The 16839-nt window shown below is 46.1% G+C and carries 16 protein-coding genes; 10 read left to right on the top strand and 6 right to left on the bottom strand.

Annotated features, from left to right (window positions below):
- Positions 1–158 precede the first annotated feature (158 nt).
- On the bottom strand, positions 159–863 hold the full coding sequence (sfsA, locus tag L5L97_RS17030) for a DNA/RNA nuclease SfsA (protein ID WP_263183055.1): 705 nt from the start codon (positions 861–863) through the stop codon (positions 159–161).
- Between the two features lie 201 nt (positions 864–1064).
- On the opposite strand from sfsA, the gene pepB reads away from it, so the two are divergent.
- Together pepB and L5L97_RS17020 are read left to right on the top strand one after the other, a co-directional pair.
- Positions 1065–2357 carry an aminopeptidase PepB gene (gene pepB, locus L5L97_RS17025; protein ID WP_263183054.1) on the top strand — a complete coding sequence of 431 codons (1293 nt, stop codon included), beginning with the start codon at positions 1065–1067 and terminating at the stop codon, positions 2355–2357.
- A 190-nt stretch (positions 2358–2547) separates the two neighbouring features.
- On the top strand, positions 2548–3057 hold the full coding sequence (locus L5L97_RS17020; RefSeq protein ID WP_263183083.1) for a GNAT family N-acetyltransferase: 510 nt from the start codon (positions 2548–2550) through the stop codon (positions 3055–3057).
- 776 nt (positions 3058–3833) lie between these two features.
- Here L5L97_RS17020 and L5L97_RS17015 read toward each other — a convergent pair.
- The 3 genes from L5L97_RS17015 to L5L97_RS17005 all read right to left on the bottom strand — a co-directional run bounded on the left by L5L97_RS17015 (position 3834) and on the right by L5L97_RS17005 (position 6084).
- Complete coding sequence (locus L5L97_RS17015; RefSeq protein ID WP_011847692.1) at positions 3834–4721, bottom strand: phosphoribulokinase; 888 nt, start codon at positions 4719–4721, stop codon at positions 3834–3836.
- A gap of 90 nt (positions 4722–4811) precedes the next feature.
- Complete coding sequence (locus L5L97_RS17010; protein WP_113939743.1) at positions 4812–5057, bottom strand: YheU family protein; 246 nt, start codon at positions 5055–5057, stop codon at positions 4812–4814.
- Positions 5041–6084 carry a hydrolase gene (locus tag L5L97_RS17005; protein WP_113939745.1) on the bottom strand — a complete coding sequence of 348 codons (1044 nt, stop codon included), beginning with the start codon at positions 6082–6084 and terminating at the stop codon, positions 5041–5043. Before L5L97_RS17005 ends, L5L97_RS17010 begins: the two co-directional genes overlap by 17 nt.
- A 188-nt stretch (positions 6085–6272) precedes the next feature.
- Between L5L97_RS17005 and L5L97_RS17000 the strand changes: the two genes are divergently transcribed.
- The 3 genes from L5L97_RS17000 (at position 6273) to L5L97_RS16990 (ending at position 8906) form a co-directional block, all read left to right on the top strand.
- Positions 6273–6779, top strand: a complete 507-nt coding sequence (locus L5L97_RS17000; protein ID WP_105251529.1) for a TAT leader-containing periplasmic protein — start codon at positions 6273–6275, stop codon at positions 6777–6779.
- A 69-nt stretch (positions 6780–6848) separates the two neighbouring features.
- Positions 6849–8444, top strand: coding sequence for a GMC family oxidoreductase (locus tag L5L97_RS16995; RefSeq protein WP_263183052.1), 1596 nt, complete (start codon positions 6849–6851; stop codon positions 8442–8444).
- Positions 8445–8495: 51 nt separating this feature from the next.
- Entirely contained in the window at positions 8496–8906 is a 411-nt protein-coding gene (locus L5L97_RS16990) for a GFA family protein (RefSeq protein WP_263183050.1), read from the top strand.
- 68 nt (positions 8907–8974) lie between these two features.
- Here the strand turns inward: L5L97_RS16990 and L5L97_RS16985 are convergent, their stop codons facing one another.
- Together L5L97_RS16985 and L5L97_RS16980 are read right to left on the bottom strand one after the other, a co-directional pair.
- The gene (locus tag L5L97_RS16985; RefSeq protein ID WP_263183048.1) at positions 8975–9436 is read right to left on the bottom strand and encodes a TIGR02444 family protein; all 462 of its coding nucleotides are present in this window, start codon (positions 9434–9436) and stop codon (positions 8975–8977) included.
- Positions 9437–9490: 54 nt separating this feature from the next.
- Entirely contained in the window at positions 9491–11404 is a 1914-nt protein-coding gene (locus L5L97_RS16980) for an ABC transporter ATP-binding protein (protein ID WP_198572870.1), read from the bottom strand.
- Positions 11405–11657: 253 nt separating this feature from the next.
- Here L5L97_RS16980 and L5L97_RS16975 point away from each other — a divergent pair, with 253 nt between their 5' ends.
- The 5 genes from L5L97_RS16975 (at position 11658) to dbpA (ending at position 16808) form a co-directional block, all read left to right on the top strand.
- Positions 11658–11861, top strand: a complete 204-nt coding sequence (locus L5L97_RS16975) for a YheV family putative zinc ribbon protein (protein ID WP_263183047.1) — start codon at positions 11658–11660, stop codon at positions 11859–11861.
- Positions 11862–12264: 403 nt separating this feature from the next.
- The gene (locus tag L5L97_RS16970) at positions 12265–12783 is read left to right on the top strand and encodes a hypothetical protein (protein WP_263183046.1); all 519 of its coding nucleotides are present in this window, start codon (positions 12265–12267) and stop codon (positions 12781–12783) included.
- Between the two features lie 214 nt (positions 12784–12997).
- A complete protein-coding gene (locus L5L97_RS16965) occupies positions 12998–13783 on the top strand; it encodes a hypothetical protein (protein ID WP_263183044.1) in 786 nt (261 codons plus the stop codon).
- A 417-nt stretch (positions 13784–14200) separates the two neighbouring features.
- Complete coding sequence (locus L5L97_RS16960) at positions 14201–15088, top strand: pirin family protein (protein ID WP_263178631.1); 888 nt, start codon at positions 14201–14203, stop codon at positions 15086–15088.
- Between the two features lie 343 nt (positions 15089–15431).
- The gene (gene dbpA, locus L5L97_RS16955; RefSeq protein ID WP_173497897.1) at positions 15432–16808 is read left to right on the top strand and encodes an ATP-dependent RNA helicase DbpA; all 1377 of its coding nucleotides are present in this window, start codon (positions 15432–15434) and stop codon (positions 16806–16808) included.
- Positions 16809–16839 lie beyond the last annotated feature (31 nt).

Genomic DNA, 16839 nt, shown 5'->3' with positions numbered 1-16839 from the left:
ATCTCCTGTAATCATTTGCGTTTGTAGGGCGTCCTTAAGAACGGCCGCTATCTATAGCAGAATCTTCACATCGAGGCAAACTTTTCATTCTGCTTTGATTGAATTTTTTGACTATGTTCGCTAATTCAAATGAAATCAAATTTAACTCAGCCTTAACATCATACTCGTACATCGCAGGCTTGGGCTAGGTGAATCTCAGTAGGGGAGATTTTACAGCGATAGGCTAGCACTTCAACGCCGGCTAACATAGCCATTTTCAGTAACTTAGCATATTCAGGGTCGATATGTGCTGCGGGGGCAACACTGAATATTTCACTATGCTGCACCACAAATAGCAATACGGCTCGATGGCCTTGACTCACCATGTGCATCAATTCACGTAAATGTTTTTGACCGCGTAGGCTTACAGCATCGGGAAAATAACCTTGGCCATCCTCGAGCAAAGTACAACTTTTGACTTCTATATAACAGGCGGGTTTTTGAGCACCCTGTAGCAGGATATCGATGCGACTATTTTCATCACCGTATTTGACTTCACGGCTTAGGCTGTCATAACCCGTGAGTTCTTTGATGATACCTTTATTGATGGCTTCTTCGGCTAAGGTGTTCGCCTGACCCGAGTGGATACCGATTAAGCCTGCATCTGGCGTGGTCATCAGTTCCCACGTATGGGCATATTTACGTTTAGGGTTATCAGAGGTAGAAAACCACACGGTTTCACCGGGATACAGGCAATTACGCATAGAACCCGTATTGGGGCAATGTAGTGTGATCTCACTGCCATCGCTTAGCTGCACATCGGCCAGAAAACGTTTATAGCGGCGCAGTAAAATGCCCTGTTGTAGTGGCGGAGTAAATTCCATCGGTAGACCTATATCGGCTGTTCTAGGCCGCAAAGCCTAGCAAATTTCGCAAATGTTTACAGATTTTACCTGAGTAACTTCAGCCAATCGCTTTGCGTCATCGCCTGCTAGCAGTAAACTGCCGCCATAAAGTTTGTTCTGATTGCTGATTGATTGTTCTGATTGATTATTCTAAAACGAATCGAAAAATAAGGATCCCTAATGAGTGAACTAAAAGTAACTGAATTGATGAAAGTGCAATTAACCAAAGAGGCACCCGCCGCGCACTGGGGCAAGGCTGATGTAACTTATACTGCCGACGGTGCGCAAATTCATTTAGCAGGTGGCGATGAGCTGCGTCAAATTCAAATGGCGGCCCGTAAACTGCGCAATCAAGGTATTAGCTGTGTGGAATTAGCTGGGCAGTTTTGGGACCTCAATAGCCAATGGGTGTTTGCCCAAGGTTTCGCGACGGCAAAACCAGGCTATCAAATTTATTGGTGTGGTGATGAGTCTGTGCAAGCAGAATTACAACGTCGACTCGATGTGGCAACCTTTGCCCGTCAACTCATCAACGATACGCCTGAAAACCTGTCGCCAGTGAAGCTTGCCCAACAAGCAGCAAAATGGTTGGCTGACGTTGGTGGCGACAAGGTAAGTTATCGGATTATCGAAGGCGAAGCGCTGCTTGAAGAGCAGTGGATTGGTATCCATGCCGTCGGTCGCGGCAGTGAGCGTCCACCAGCAATGTTAGAGTTAGACTTCAACCCATTAGCCGCCGATGCACCCGTGTCTGTGGCGCTTGTGGGTAAAGGGATTACCTTTGATTCTGGCGGCTACAGCATCAAGGCTTCTGAAGGCATGTTAGGCATGAAATGCGATATGGGCGGCGCGGCGACTGTGACTGCAGCACTTGGTTTAGCGATCAAATCTGGCCTCAACAAACGCGTTAAACTCTTCTTATGTTGTGCTGAAAACTTGATCAGCGGCCGCGCCTATAAGTTAGGTGATATTCTGACCTACAAAAATGGTGTAACAGTTGAAGTGGTGAACACAGATGCGGAAGGGCGCTTAGTGTTGGCCGATGGCCTACAAGCCGCTTCTGCTACAGGCGCACCTTTTATTATCGATGCAGCGACCCTTACAGGCGCCGCTGTGATGGCGGTGGGTTCTAACTACAACGCGATTTTCTCGCCACAGGCGGATGTGTTGCAACTGGCCCAGCAAAAAGCCACTAGCGTTGCCGAGCGCGTATGGCCGCTGCCGCTGGATCCTTGGCACAAAGAAATGTGTCCATCTGCCTATGCTGACACCGCAAACAGCCGCGCAATGAAAGGCGGTGGTGCAGGTGGTGCTTCTAATGCCGCGGGTTTCTTATGGCGTTTCGTGTCACCCGAAGCTAAATGGTTACACGTTGATTTAGCAGGCGCTTTTGAAGATTCAGCTTCTGCCATGTGGGGCGCGGGTGCAACGACCCATGGCGTATTGACTATTAGTGAATTGATTAAAGGCTAAGCCTAGATTTAAGTCTAGCGCTAAGACTAAGTCAGATATGTTAGCTAAAGATCCATTAAGGTTCTGTGGCTTTGATTAAAACCGCCTACGGGCGGTTTTTTATTGGTTGAAAGATGAGAACACTCGTTTACTTGGCGTTTTAGCGGCTTCATGGCATGTTATGGCTGAGCATTTTTAATTGGAAAACATGATGATAACTATACGAAAAGCAACGAAAGTGGATGCTCAGGCCTGCTGGGATATCCGCAATGCTGCCATCAATAAAGGTTGCGCCGGATTTTATGATGTGGGCGATCTGATTATTTGGACCGAGGGCGAACTGACCGAGCAATTTAGTCGTATCGTCGATGCACATTTTTATGTAGCAGAGTTGTCCTCTGACGAGTCGCAGCTTAAGACTGTGGTCGGCACTGCCATGTTGGATGAACCCTATGCCCAGTTAGAAGCCTTGTTTGTTTCCCCCGATGCTATGGGGTTAGGAGTTGGTAAAGTGCTGCTGCAATTTATTGAAACTATGGCTTTTAATCAGGGGATTGCCCAGCTCAGATTAGAATCAACTTTAAATGCGGTGGATTTCTATCGCCACTGTGGTTTTGGTGGTGAGGGTTTAGAGGAGGAATCTATCTACTGTTCGCCCAGAGGCATAGCCTTAGAGTGCATGGTGATGTATAAAAATCTAGGACGGTCTTTGGTCTGCTAGGGCGTTGCTTCGCAACTGCTAGAACGTCGCGTTGCGGCTACGGATAACGGTATGCAGCAAACTGCTACAGAACGTCACTTTGTGACTCACGATTTATGCAACGGACTTTGCTCTTACGGTGAGCGCAGCGTTCTGTGAGTGAGTTTACGAATGTTCTATTTTCCTAGAATCTAAAGCCTAGAACCTATTTTCTGAGATGTTGTTGACATACTCAAGGAAATCGACAGAGCAAGTATGAATGTGGAATTAACTCTGAAGATTTAGAGTTTAAGCTAAGGTTGCTGACATATTCGAGGGAATCAACAGATCAAGCATAGATGTGGAATTCATTCTTCATATAAGGTTGCTGACATACTCAAGGAAATCAACAGATCAAGTATGGATGTGGAATTAACTCTGAAGACTTAAAGTTACGTTAAAAAGGTTGCTGACATACTTAAGGAAATCGACAGATCAAGTATGGATGTGGAATTAACTCTGAAGACTTAAAGTTACGTTAACAGGTTGCTGACATACTCAAGGGAATCAAGAGATCAAGCATGGATGCGGAATTAACTTATATAGTTTCGTTAAAAAGGTTGCTGACATACTCAAGGAAATCAACAGATCAAGATGGGGGAATTAACTCCCAAGAGTATGCCAACTATCGTTCTTTCGCCTGAAATCCCGATGCCGACAAGATTAGCGCGAGTGGCTTAAATAAAACTTAATCCATTGCAAAAAAAGACTTTATTTCCTTAGCCTTTAGTCAAACTTGCCCACAAATCCTCAAGGTTTCAGTTCGCTTCTGGGGTATTAAGTTGCTGACGTTTTTCCATCAAATCTTTAATCAAAGGTGTAAGGATCAGCTCCATCGCCAGCGACATTTTGCCGCCGGGGACGACGAGTGTGTTGACCCGTGACATAAATGAACCTTGGATCATATTGAGGTAATAGGGGAAGTCGACATTATTGATACCGCGGAAGCGGATCACCACAAAGCTCTCGTCTAAGCTCGGAATATCTTTGGCACTAAATGGGTTAGAGGTATCGACCGTCGGTACTCGCTGAAAGTTAATGTGAGTGCGGGAGAACTGTGGCGTCATGTGCTTAATATAGTCATCCATACTGCGCACAATTGACCCCATGACTTTTTCACGGCTGTGGCCACGTTCCGAAGTATCGCGGATAATTTTTTGGATCCACTCTAAGTTGACTATGGGCACCATGCCGATCAGCAAGTCCACATGCTGGGCGACATTGGCATCACCAGTAACTACGCCGCCATGTAAGCCTTCGTAGTAGAGCATATCGGTATTTTCAGGTAGTGGTCGCCATTGGGTAAAAGTGCCAGGCATCTGGTTAAAAGGCACTGCCTCATCGAAGGTGTGTAAATAGCTGCGGGTTTCACCTTGGCCTGTGGTGCTGTAATCGCGAAAGCATTGCTCTAAACGAGCAAAGTTATTAGCCTCTGGGCCGAAGTAGCTGAGGTTACGATTCTCGGCCTGGGATTTACGGATCATCACTTCCATTTCGGCGCGGGTAAAATGATGAAAACTGTCGCCTTCGACAAAGGCGGCGTTGATCCCGAGTTGGCGAAAAATATGGCTAAAGGCGGTGGTCGTCGTGGTGGTTCCCGCGCCTGATGAGCCTGTAACTGCAATAATGGGATGTTTTGCTGACATTTTTTCTACCTAGCTAGGAACCAAAAGAGCCGCTTATGGGGAAGCGATAAAAACGCGAGTACTATTTATACGGTACAGAGATAGGACTGGTCAATCTTGCTGCTGTGCTATTTGATCCGCCGAGCGTATCGCGAAGGACTCATCGTCCTCACTGTACTCTAATTTCAGCTTACCTTGTTTAAGTGCTTGTTGACATTGGACTATCGCCTGCATCAGTTCCTGTTCATCGAGACTGGCAAAGCTGCCATCCTCCACTTGACCTAAGAGATATTCGCGGATCACATTGGCGAGCGTTTCCTTTGGGAGTTGTAACAGGGTTTCATAGGGAATGAGCATCGGTGTTTCCTTGGGTGATATTGTCGCCGTTGATTGGGTCTGCGCTAAGTGAGTCAACACTTTGCTCGCCGAGTAGAAAATGTAAAATCCGTCTCTCAAGGTAGAAGCGCGGTTTCCAAGGTGTACCGCCTTCGATAAAGCCGACATGGCCGCCATAGGGATGCAGTTCGTATTCCACATAGCCCGACAATTGACTCGATTGGGGGATCACTTCATCGGTCATAAAGGGATCGTCCTTAGCATGTATGATGAGCGTCGGTTTAGTTATACGGCTGACAAAGGGTAAGCCACTGGCACGCGTATAGTAATCGTCGACGCCGTCAAAGCCGTGTAATGGCGCTGTGACTTTATCGTCAAAATCATAGAAGGTATTTAAACGGTCGACCTGCAACTGGCTTAGCGGCATAGAGATGGCTAAGTCGGGATCATTCAGTTTATGGCTTATCTTCTGTTGCAACTGTTTGATTAAATAACTTTGATACACCTTTGAAAAGCCATTTTCCAAGCGTTTAGCACAGGCTGACAATTGCAGCGGTGCAGAGACAACCACAGCGCGGGCTAATAAACTATCATCCTGATATTCGCCTTGATACTTAGTCAGCACATTGCCGCCTAAACTGTAACCTACGGCTAATAAGGGCGATTGCGGATACGCGCTTTTCAGTGTCGATAGACTAAACTGTAAATCGTCCGTATCGCCACTGTGATAACTGCGGGCGAGGCGATTGGCCTCACCCGAACAACTTCTGTGATGATGCACGACGGCAGCGAGTTGCTGTTCTTTACAGGCTTGCAGTATCCGCCGCGCATAATGTGACTGAGCACTCCCTTCTAAGCCGTGGATGATCACCACGATCGGTTTGCCAGACTGTGGAACATCCTGCCAATCTAAATCGATAAAATCGCCATCGGGTAACTCTAAGCGCTGCCGCTGTAATGCTGGTTTGGCCACTTTAGTGAATACGGGTAAAATCGTTTGTATATGGGGACTCTTGGCCCACCAAGGTGGCATAAAGGAATTTGGCATAGATGTTTATCTTGGTATCGGCTATTGCTGAAAATTAAAACGTGTGTTTAATTTATACCCAAACCAACTCAAAATGCTGAAATTCGTATTTTGAGGTCGCTTGGGTATAAACTCGCGGCCATTGTAGCACAATTGTTTTTTATGCTGATATTTAGGCCGACATTTAGGTTGATAATTAGGAGATAGAGATGAAGCGACGAACCTTTATAATGGGCGCGTTTGCCGGTACGGCGGCGTTAGCCTTAGGGGTTAATCTCTATTCTCCTGAGTTTAGTTTGCCCGAGGATAGCGAAGGCAAAGATTATCGCTTGTTGTTTAGCGTGCTTTTACCTGTGATGCTCGACGGCGCCTTGCCTGATGTGGCCATCCATAAGTTGGCGGCGCAAAACCGCACTTTAGATGCCATCAAACAGTCGATTGCTGTGTTACCCGATGAGCAGCAGACCGAATTGTTTGAGCTGCTCGATATGCTCGAAAATCGTCTTGGTTTACTAGTACTCACCTCGAGCATGACGCCGCTATTGATGCGCTCTCCCGCCGAGTTAACTGATATGTTAGAAACCTGGCGCCACAGTTATTTTGCTTTGTTACAAACGGCTTATCTCGGATTGCGGGAATTAGTGATGGCAAGTTACTACGCTTGTCCTGAGCACTGGAGCCGCCTGCATTATGCCAAGCCTGAACTGTTCAAATAGCGAGTCCATTTTTAACCTAATCAAACGCCGAATAATAAGCATCTTACCCGCGACAGTGGAGCACTCAAGTTGGCAATCATAGATCCTATAGTGAATGGTTTAAACTCTGGTTGGTTGCACACTGATGCGAGCCAATTGCAAGAAAACCAGCAGTTTGAAGCCGATGTGATTATTGTCGGCACAGGTGCTGGCGGCGGTGTGGCGGCTGAAATCCTCACCCAAGCTGGGTTGAGCGTGATCATGATTGAGGCGGGACCGCTAAAATCCTCCAGCGATTTTAATATGGAAGAGCGGGTCGCTTACCCCAACTTGTATCAACAAGCTGCGGCGATGAAAACCGCCGATAAGGCGATCGGGATTTTTCAAGGCCGCGCAGTCGGTGGCTCAACCACAGTTAACTGGACCACTTCTATTCGCACTCCGACCGAGGCGTTAGCTTTTTGGGCGCAACATAAGTCGGTTGCTGGGCTTAATCGCGAGAGTTTAGATCCTTGGTTTGAGCAAATGGAACAACGGCTCAACATTCATGAATGGAATTATGAGCCTAATCGCAATAATGCCGCCCTGAAGCAAGGTTGTATCAATCTTGGCTGGGAATACACTGTGATTAAACGCAATGTGGCGGGTTGCTGGAATACCGGCTATTGCGGAATGGGTTGTCCGGTCAATGCGAAGCAATCTATGTTAGTCACTACGATTCCCGCGGCACTTGAGAAAGGCGCGCAGCTGATCAGTCGCGCTAAAGTGACTAAGATTGAGCACCATAATGGTCAAGTGTTTGCGTTAAAGGCGCAGGCGCTGGATGTGAATTTACGACCCACTGACGTTGAGCTGTTATTTAAGGCTAAACATTATATTTTGAGTGCGGGTGCTATCCATACACCGACGATTTTGATGCGTTCGCAAGTGCCCGATCCCCACCAACTTTTGGGTAAACGCACCTTTTTACATCCTACTTTGTTATCCGGCGGCGTATTTGCCGATTCGATCAATGGCCATAGCGGTGCGCCGCAATCTATCTATTCCGATGAATTTGTGTGGAACAATGGCGCCGATGGTGAGCTGGGTTATAAACTCGAAGTGCCGCCGGTGCATCCGATTTTAATTGCCTCTAAAACCTTAGGTTATGGTACGAGTCATGCTGAGTTAATGTCACAATTCAATCAGTTGCAAGTGACTATCGCTTTGATCCGCGATGGCTATCATCCCGACAGTCAAGGCGGTGAAGTACACTTAACGGATAAGGGCTTTGCTTTAGATTATCCGTTGACCGATGCTTTTTGGCGGGCCGCGAGACGCGCTTTTGCTAGTATGGCGGAGTTACAATTCTCGGCGGGCGCCTTAAAAGTGTTGCCGATCAGCGATGGTATGCCTTACTTATCTTCGTGGAAAGACGCTAAAGAGAGCATTGCGCAGATGTCACTCGCGCCACTGCGCACTATCGTTGCATCGGCGCATGTGATGGGCGGTTGTCCCTTCGGCGAAGATAAAAAGCTTTCTATGGTCAACAGTTATGGTCAGTCGCACTATTTAGAGAATTTATCTGTAATGGATGGGTCTATCTTCCCGACCAGCCTTGGCGCTAACCCGCAGCTGTCGATTTATGGCATCACGGCACGTAATGCCACCGCACTCGCACAGAAGCTCACTGACGGTAAAGCCTGATGTTATCTTATCAAAATGCAGCTTAGCTTGATAAAGCTTGATGGGGTGTGAATGTCTGAAAACACATTACGGGAAGGTGGTTGCTTATGCGGCGCGATTCGTTATCAGATAGAAGGTGAACCCTTTGATGCGGATTATTGCCACTGCCGTTCGTGCCAAAAAAGCACGGGCTCTGCATTTGGGGCTTGGATGGATTTTAAACTCAGCCAAGTGATTTGGCTTAAAGGTCAGGTGACTGAGTTTGCATCGTCTGAGTTTATTCGCCGTGGATTTTGTGACAAGTGCGGTACATCGTTAACTTACCGACATACTCAATATCCCGATTATTTGACCTTGAGCATAGCGAGTCTGGACGATGCTAACCAAGTTCAGCCTAAGTACCATATTTATACTGAGAGTCAGTTGAACTGGTTGGTGATCAAGGATGACTGTGAACGCTATCCGCAAGGCCGCAGCTGTTAGCGGCTCACGTCAATTTGATTGAGTTTGAGCTAACATGGTTGAGCTTGTTCTAACTTGATTAACTTAGGTCAGGGCGCAATGAGGCCGATTTCGTTGGCATCAATGTCACTGAGTCCAAACAGGCTTAAGTAGCTCACTAGATTTGTTGCTTGGCCGCTTGGGCTGAGTTCATTGAGTTTATTCAAGATGGTTCGCTGCGCTTTACGTTCCATCATTAGCTCAACGGCGAGCATCTGCTGATACTCTTGCTCATTTAGGCTGGACTTAGCGAGTTTACGTAATTTGCGGTAGGGCGTGAGAAACCTTTCATCCCATTCACCTACAGCATTCATCAGTGCTTGCCATTGGTCTGGGCTGTATTGCTGCGGCCCAGACACATCCATAGTGATATCTAAATATTGTGCCAGTAGCAGTAGATTGACGTTCACCTGACAGCTATTTTGCAATTCGAGACAGAGCGCTTTGTTTTGCGCATAGCTCATATCACACCATTGCCAGAGTTGACTGTCGAACTGGGTTAAAACCGCCATACTATTTCCTTGTATTGCCGCTGCTACTGACTTTTATTTAAAAGAACGCTGGAGTTATTGTTGCTCCATGACCTCTTGCTCCATTGCATCTATCTCTTCTTGCAACTCGAGCCATTGCATTTCACTGTCTTCTAAGGTTTGCGTCAAGCTCGTTCGCTCGGTTAATACCGAGGTTAGCTTGGCTTTGTTATCTTGATCATACAATTCGCTATCGGCCAGCAAGTGTTCTAGCTCGGCGAGGCGTTCGCTCAGCTTTTGTTGCTCGGTTTCTAACTTAGTTTGTTTGCGCTTGAGCGGCGATACCTTTTGGCGGATCTCGGCCTCGAGGCGTTTTTGCTGTTTTTTATCGGCGGCAGGTTTGATCTCGTCGCTGGTGCTGTTTTGATTCGAGTTGGCTTTCGCCGCATCGAGCAACCATTGGTGATAATCGTCTAAGTCACCGTCGAAGGCGCGCACTTCACCTTGATCCACCAGATAATAATCACTACAGGTTAAACGCAGTAAATGCCTATCATGCGAGACGACAACCATAGCACCTTCAAAGGTTTGCAGTGCCATTGTCAGGGCGTGGCGCATCTCTAAGTCTAAATGGTTGGTGGGTTCATCGAGCAGCAATAGGTTAGGGCGTTGCCAAACTAATAGCGCCAACACTAAACGGGCTTTCTCGCCGCCAGAAAAGGGGCGTACAGGTGAAAGCGCCATATCGCCGTTAAAGCCAAAACCGCCTAAGAAGTTACGCAACTCTTGCTCTCTGGCATTGGGTGCAAGACGTACTAAATGCTGCATCGGCGTATCATCGAGGCGTAAAAATTCGATTTGATGCTGGGCAAAGTAGCCAATATTAACGCCGGGATTAGGTTCATACAAACCTGTCATTGGCGATAATTGACCCGATAACAGCTTGATTAATGTCGATTTACCCGCGCCGTTACGGCCGAGTAAACCAATGCGTGCACCCGGCACTAAGTTTAAATGTACCTTGCTCAGGATGGGCTTATCGCCATAGCCTATTGCGACTTGCTCCATCTTAATCAGCGGATTGGGCAGGGCTTCTGGAGCACGAAACTCCATATAAAAGGGGCTATCGGCTTGAGACGGCAACAACTCAGTCATGCGCTCTAGCGCCTTTAAGCGGCTCTGCGCTTGTTTGGCTTTACTCGCCTTGTAACGGAAACGGTCAACGAAGGACTGCATGTGCGCACGTTCTTTTTGTTGGCGTTCGAAGGCGACCTGTTGTTGCGACATACGTTCGGCACGAATGCGCTCAAAGGCACTGTAATTGCCTTTGTAGAAATTGAGTTTTTGATTTTCAACGTGGACGATTTCATCAACGATTTCATCGATAAAGTCCCTATCATGGCTGATTAAAATCAGCGTGCCTTGATAGGACTTAATCCAACCTTCGAGCCAGTACATGGTATCTAAGTCCAAGTGGTTGGTCGGTTCGTCGAGGAGTAATAAGTCAGAGCGGCACAGTAGCGCTTGGGCTAAGTTGAGGCGCATACGCCAACCGCCCGAAAAGCTTTTCACTGGATTGCTTTGCTCGGCTTCACTAAAGCCTAAACCCGCTAACAATGAACCCGCGCGCGAATGAATCGCATAACCACCGATAGCGTCGATTTTGCCGTGTAAGAGTGCGATGGCATTGCCGTCGTTATCTTCTTGGGCCTTGTGTAATAGGGCTTCTAATTGACGATATTCGCTATCGCCATCGATCACATATTCCAGTGCCGAGACGTCGAGCGCAGGGGTTTCTTGGGCCACAGTGGCAATTTGCCAGCCAGAAGGCAGACTAAATTCACCTTTATCTAGGCTTAAGTGACCTAAAATTAATGCGAGCAGTGAGGATTTGCCTGTGCCGTTAGCACCGACTAAACCGACCTTATGGCCGGGATAAATCGTGAGAGAGGTCTCATCTAGCAGGGTTTTGCTGCCACGGATTAATTGCGCTTGGTTGATGCTGATCATTGACTACAACTTGGTTAGAACGTGAATTCGTCAGGGCACAGATAATAGCGTACAACCCAGTTTCAAACCACAGCCTGACCCGATAACTCGGACAATTATTCGACTTTTCAGGACGATCTTGAGCGAATCGCATCACATTGGCTTAAGGCCTCATACTTTCAGGTAACACTGGCATTCAATCATCAGTGTGGCAAAATAGCGCCAATTTCTTCGGCCGAGTTCCTTGGCCCTGCTATCTGGTCCTTTATCTATTATGACAAACACTAAAATCAAAAAGCGTTTCGTAGCTGGTGCTAAGTGCCCAAAATGCAGCGCCAAAGACAGCATTTTACTCTACAAACAAAACGGCATCGAAACCGTTGAATGCACAGAGTGTGACTACCGTGAACAGCAAACCGATGAAAAGGTGACAGAAAAAGCCACCGGCGCAGTGATCGGCGTGTTTAAACCGGATTAGGTTGAAGCTTTAATTCAATTGGATCGCTTCGGCTGAGGATGCCTGTCCTATCTCTTATTTTTCCGTTTGTAGCTTTGTGAGTAAAGGTGCGCAACTCATTAACCACTCGCATTCCAGTGACACGCCGTGAATATATCCCTATAGGCTCGACGGCGGCATCCATGCCGCCAACGGTCACTTCCATGCTAGTGCTTAATTCGATTTATCTCTGAGTACACCTGTTTCGAACTGTAATCACGGTCTTTTGATAATAATCAGTCGGTAACGTCATCGCTAATTAACATCATAAATACGTTTGGCAATGGCGTGATAAGTGTTGTAGGTTATATGAACATAGGTAGCTTGAATTCTTTGTTGTCCCAGCTTACGGCGCTAGGTTTCTCTAAATAGATGGCGAATCTAAATGAATGTTTATGAATGTGAAGAACAGCTAGTTTCTCAAAGAAGAGGAAAATGGTCTGAATCCGGCGTACCTCATAAAGGATGGACTTGTGTTCACATTGAAGACTTAGAAGAACCTGATATTACTTGTGAAATGTGTGAATCTCAGAATGTTAGGTATGTTCATCATATGCAGCATCTGAACTATCCGATTATTCTTAAAGTTGGTTGTGTATGTGCCGGTCATTTGGAAGGTAATTTGAGTGCAGCCTCGAACAGGGAAAGAGTGGCGAGAAACTGGGCAAGTCGCAAAAAACGCTGGTTAACAAGAAAATGGAAGTTATCACATAAAGGTAATCCGCGTTTAAATATAGAAGGTTTTTGGGTAACTGTGTATAACAAAGAGGATAAATGGGGAGCTACGGTAAGTTCGAAAAATAGTAGTTTTTCAAAATATTTATATCGTAAATTTGACACTGAAAATGAGGCTAAATTAGCTGCATTTGATTTATTTACTTTAGCTTTAGCTACAAGATCTTAACTTGCTGTATGCGGACGAGATGCAGTTGTCGCTGGTGAGTAACCCGTAGGTTTATTAATGTTGTAAGAAACAATGTAAGAAACAGAGACACCCAACCTTAATATTATATTGTTGATCTAAAATGGATAGCCAGATTTTTAATTTATGCGCTGCAAACAGCGCAGCGCATAAATACTAAGACGTTAGATAGCCATCGTAAGTATTGGAGTTGTAAATGGATAACAATGAAAGTCTTAACTATTTTATGAGGCTATTAACGGAAAGGCATAATAATTTAAAGAAAACCAATGATGCTCTTTTTGATGCTTTAATTGGTGAAAATAAAGACACGAAAGAGAAAAATTGCCAAGCTAATCTAGATGCTGCAAATAATTTATCTATGTCTCTTGCTACAGCAGATCGTCCAGACTGGCTGAAAATAACTTTACAGTGGTGCAAGTGGTACATCGATAATCTGAAAATAGATGACGCAAACAAATATCTTTTTAGTAATATATCGCCAGTTAGAAATGATCTATTGCAACATAAATGGTCTTTATCTAAGGAGAAAGATGATGCTGACTTTCATTTTGATGAAATGTACGAAAGATTTAAAAAAGAAAGTAAGCTTCCTGAGTTTTTTGATGCCTTAATAAGTACTTTAGAGAAAATGATTGCTAGCGGTGAAATTGATAGCATTAAAACAATCAATAGTATTAAGCAACTATTATCACTTTTAAGGCAGAATAAGTCTGGTTCCTATTTTTCTGTAATGGCAAGTTGGGAATTTATGGGCGGCTTTATAAAGAATACTCTATGGGAATCTCTAGATTCACTCCCAGTGGTAAAGCAGCTCAAAAAAGGTTTTGAAAAGACTGTGAGTGAAATGGATATAGAGCTTGAAGAATTACACAACTCTATTGCTCAGGAAATGAAGAACAAATACAACACTACCGTTAATTCGTTAACTTACAAGAAGCAAGCTGAAAACATTCTTGAGCATAAAAAGGATATAGCCTAGTCGAGTAATTGGCTCTCCATCAAGCGCCTAAACTAAAGGAAGCACAACAGCAGGCTTGCACTCCTAAGTCGCTAATTTTAGACTGCTATTTTGCGTCGGTTAGGCAAGCGTTACCCATAGAAATCTTAATCCGAAACTCACTAATTCGAGCTAACGAGCTAACTCGAAAATGTCCAAAAGCGTGCTGCGTAAGGCTTTTTAATCGACAGGTTACGCTAATGCTATGACAAACCTGTGTGAGTGGATATCAACAGCCTATCGTTCTATTTTTTCGAATGTTTAGGTCGTGATTTCGCGTTATTCTTTTGTAAACTTCCTTGTTATTCTGCCTCCATCAGCAAAGCGTTTGCGTCTTGTGTTAGCCGTACGGTCTTGGCGTTTCACGTATCGCTTTGCTCAACCGATAGGAGAGCAGCAATGAAAGTATTAAGTCAGTTTTCCGCCAAAGCCGCGATGGATGGCGATGGGGTCAATATTCGCCGTGTCGCCGATTTTGTGACGACTAAATTTGATCCTTTCTTGATGATCGACGAAATAAAATCCGATGATGAACAAGATTTTATCGGTGGCTTCCCCGCACATCCTCATCGCGGAATGGAGACCTTCACTTATATTCGTAAGGGCGGTTTTGAGCACCGTGACCAAATGGGTAATGTGAAGGCGATTCGTGCCGGCGATGTGCAGTGGATGAGCACCGGGTTCGGAGTAGTACACTCTGAAATGCCGCTGGCCGATGCGGTTGATGGTCTGCATGGATTCCAAATTTGGGTCAACATGCCCGCCAAAGACAAGCTGCGTCCAGCTAAGTATCAAGATACTGCGGGTAGCGCGAGCGTTGAAGTGACCAATAACACTGGCGCTAGCTTAAAAGCCTTAGCGGGTGATTGGGGCTTTAAAGATCAGCCATTTATTAGTGCGGCTATTCAAGGATTAGCGGGGGAGGCTGCTATTGCTGATTTAAGTCTATCGCCAAATGCTGAGGCCACGCTCGATTTGTCTCAACACGAGTTTGTCGCCTTGTACTTGTATCAAGGTGACTTATATAAAAGCGATTCAAGCAAGGGTGAAGATTCACAGTGGTCATCTGCTTCAAATCAACATCATCAGGGCGAGTTTTTAGTGATCGATAGCCAAAGTGTGCTTAAGCTTAAAGCCGATGAGCGCGGCGCTGGGATGCTACTGTTTGCGGGTAAACCTATCCGTGAAAAAATCGTCCAGATGGGTCCCTTTGTGATGAACACCCAAGCGGAGATTCAGCAGGCGATTCGCGATTACCAAGAAGGGCGTTTCGGCCAGATCGCGTAATTTGTTAAATCTGCCACGCTGAGCTAATTCTAAATCCAAGCCAATTTAAGTTAGCCCTAAGCCCTGTATTCCTACAGGGCTTTTTTTGTTGCTGTTTACGTCTGCTATGTCTATTGCTTAAGGACTTGAGGCAAAAGCCGCGCTTTGTTGTTACAATAGCCGTGCTTTTGGGTTGAGCGAGCCTAGCGCTTAAATCTAAACTCAAGCTAGCCCAAAGCTAACCTGAATCTTGATAGACCAGTTTAATCGATAAGTAACGCAATTTCAGTAACCTAGCAGCCGCTTCGTTACCCACCACAGGATATTCACCTTGAGCAACTCTGATACTAAGCCTAATCCATCAATGGCTTTTTCGACTCTTAAGCTAAAACCCGAACTGCTTGAGAACCTTTCTTCTATGGGCTACAACGAGATGACGCCAATTCAGGCGCAAAGTTTGCCACCCATCTTAGCGGGGCAGGATGTGATAGGTCAGGGTAAAACTGGCTCGGGTAAAACGGCCGCCTTTGGCTTAGGGTTACTGAACAAGTTAGACGTTAAACGCTTTCGCATTCAAACCTTAGTGTTATGCCCAACCCGCGAGTTGGCCGACCAAGTGGCGCAGGAAATCCGTACTCTTGCCCGTGGTATTCATAACGTTAAAGTACTGACACTTTGCGGCGGTGTGCCTATGGGGCCACAGGTTGGCTCGCTGGAGCACGGCGCGCACATTATTGTGGGTACGCCTGGCCGTATCGTCGATCACTTAGATCGCAATCGCTTAGATTTAAGCAATCTCAACATGTTAGTGCTCGATGAAGCCGATCGCATGTTAGAAATGGGCTTCCAACCTGCTCTCGATGCGATTATCGAACAAGCGCCACGTGAGCGTCAGACGCTGCTATTTAGCGCGACGTTCCCGGAGCAAATTCAATCGATTGCTAAGCAAATCATGTATGACCCAAGCATGGTTAAAGTTGAAGGTAATCACGATAGCTTAAGCATAGCTCAACATTTTTATCATTTAGACGATGACAAGGCGCGTATGCAAGCGCTGCAATTATTGTTGTTAGAACATAAGCCTGAAAGCGCAGTGGTGTTCTGTAACACGAAACGCGAAACTCAAAAAGTGGCCGATGAGCTCGAAGGTTTAGGCTTTAGCGTATTGGCTTTGCACGGCGATTTAGAGCAAAGAGACAGGGACGAAACCCTGCTGCAATTTGCTAATAAGAGTGCCTGTGTATTAGTGGCGACTGACGTTGCCGCCCGTGGTTTAGATATCGATGCGCTGGATGCAGTGTTCAACTATCACGTCGCCTATGACACCGAAGTGCATATTCACCGTATCGGTCGTACTGGCCGCGCGGGCAGTAAAGGCGCCGCTTATACCTTCTATAACGACCAAGACGGTTACAAAATTGCCTTGTTAGAAGAGTATTTAGAGCGCGAAATCACCAGCGAATCACTGCCATCAGAAAGTCTGCTCGGCAACACGCCTTCAGCCCCAACCATGATCACTTTACAGATCGATGGCGGTAAGAAGGAGAAACTGCGTCCAGGGGATATCTTAGGCGCGCTGACGGGCGAAAATGGTATCGAAGGCTCACAGGTGGGTAAAATCCAAGTGACCGATTACCGCGCCTATGTGGCCGTTAATCGTAAGGTTGCCAAGAAAGCACTGAACAAAATTACTGGTGGCCGCATTAAAGGAAAATCTTACCGCGCTTGGCCAATGAAGTAAGTTTGGCCTAGCTTGAGTTGAATCGTACCTC

The sequence above is a fragment of the Shewanella sp. SM71 genome (assembly GCF_025653905.1).
In the GTDB taxonomy this organism is placed as follows: Bacteria; Pseudomonadota; Gammaproteobacteria; order Enterobacterales; family Shewanellaceae; genus Shewanella; species Shewanella oncorhynchi.
Note: the sequence above shows the minus strand (reverse complement) of the source record. Positions and strands in the feature narration are given on the sequence as shown.

Bases quoted from the DNA above. Each gene is read 5' to 3' on its own strand.
- sfsA (WP_263183055.1), bottom strand. From the start codon at position 863: ATGGAATTTACTCCGCCACTACAACAGGGCATTTTACTGCGCCGCTAT.
- pepB (WP_263183054.1), top strand. From the start codon at position 1,065: ATGAGTGAACTAAAAGTAACTGAATTGATGAAAGTGCAATTAACCAAA.
- L5L97_RS17020 (WP_263183083.1), top strand. From the start codon at position 2,548: ATGATAACTATACGAAAAGCAACGAAAGTGGATGCTCAGGCCTGCTGG.
- L5L97_RS17015 (WP_011847692.1), bottom strand. From the start codon at position 4,721: ATGTCAGCAAAACATCCCATTATTGCAGTTACAGGCTCATCAGGCGCG.
- L5L97_RS17010 (WP_113939743.1), bottom strand. From the start codon at position 5,057: ATGCTCATTCCCTATGAAACCCTGTTACAACTCCCAAAGGAAACGCTC.
- L5L97_RS17005 (WP_113939745.1), bottom strand. From the start codon at position 6,084: ATGCCAAATTCCTTTATGCCACCTTGGTGGGCCAAGAGTCCCCATATA.
- L5L97_RS17000 (WP_105251529.1), top strand. From the start codon at position 6,273: ATGAAGCGACGAACCTTTATAATGGGCGCGTTTGCCGGTACGGCGGCG.
- L5L97_RS16990 (WP_263183050.1), top strand. From the start codon at position 8,496: ATGTCTGAAAACACATTACGGGAAGGTGGTTGCTTATGCGGCGCGATT.
- L5L97_RS16985 (WP_263183048.1), bottom strand. From the start codon at position 9,436: ATGGCGGTTTTAACCCAGTTCGACAGTCAACTCTGGCAATGGTGTGAT.
- L5L97_RS16980 (WP_198572870.1), bottom strand. From the start codon at position 11,404: ATGATCAGCATCAACCAAGCGCAATTAATCCGTGGCAGCAAAACCCTG.
- L5L97_RS16975 (WP_263183047.1), top strand. From the start codon at position 11,658: ATGACAAACACTAAAATCAAAAAGCGTTTCGTAGCTGGTGCTAAGTGC.
- L5L97_RS16970 (WP_263183046.1), top strand. From the start codon at position 12,265: ATGAATGTTTATGAATGTGAAGAACAGCTAGTTTCTCAAAGAAGAGGA.
- L5L97_RS16965 (WP_263183044.1), top strand. From the start codon at position 12,998: ATGGATAACAATGAAAGTCTTAACTATTTTATGAGGCTATTAACGGAA.
- L5L97_RS16960 (WP_263178631.1), top strand. From the start codon at position 14,201: ATGAAAGTATTAAGTCAGTTTTCCGCCAAAGCCGCGATGGATGGCGAT.
- dbpA (WP_173497897.1), top strand. From the start codon at position 15,432: ATGGCTTTTTCGACTCTTAAGCTAAAACCCGAACTGCTTGAGAACCTT.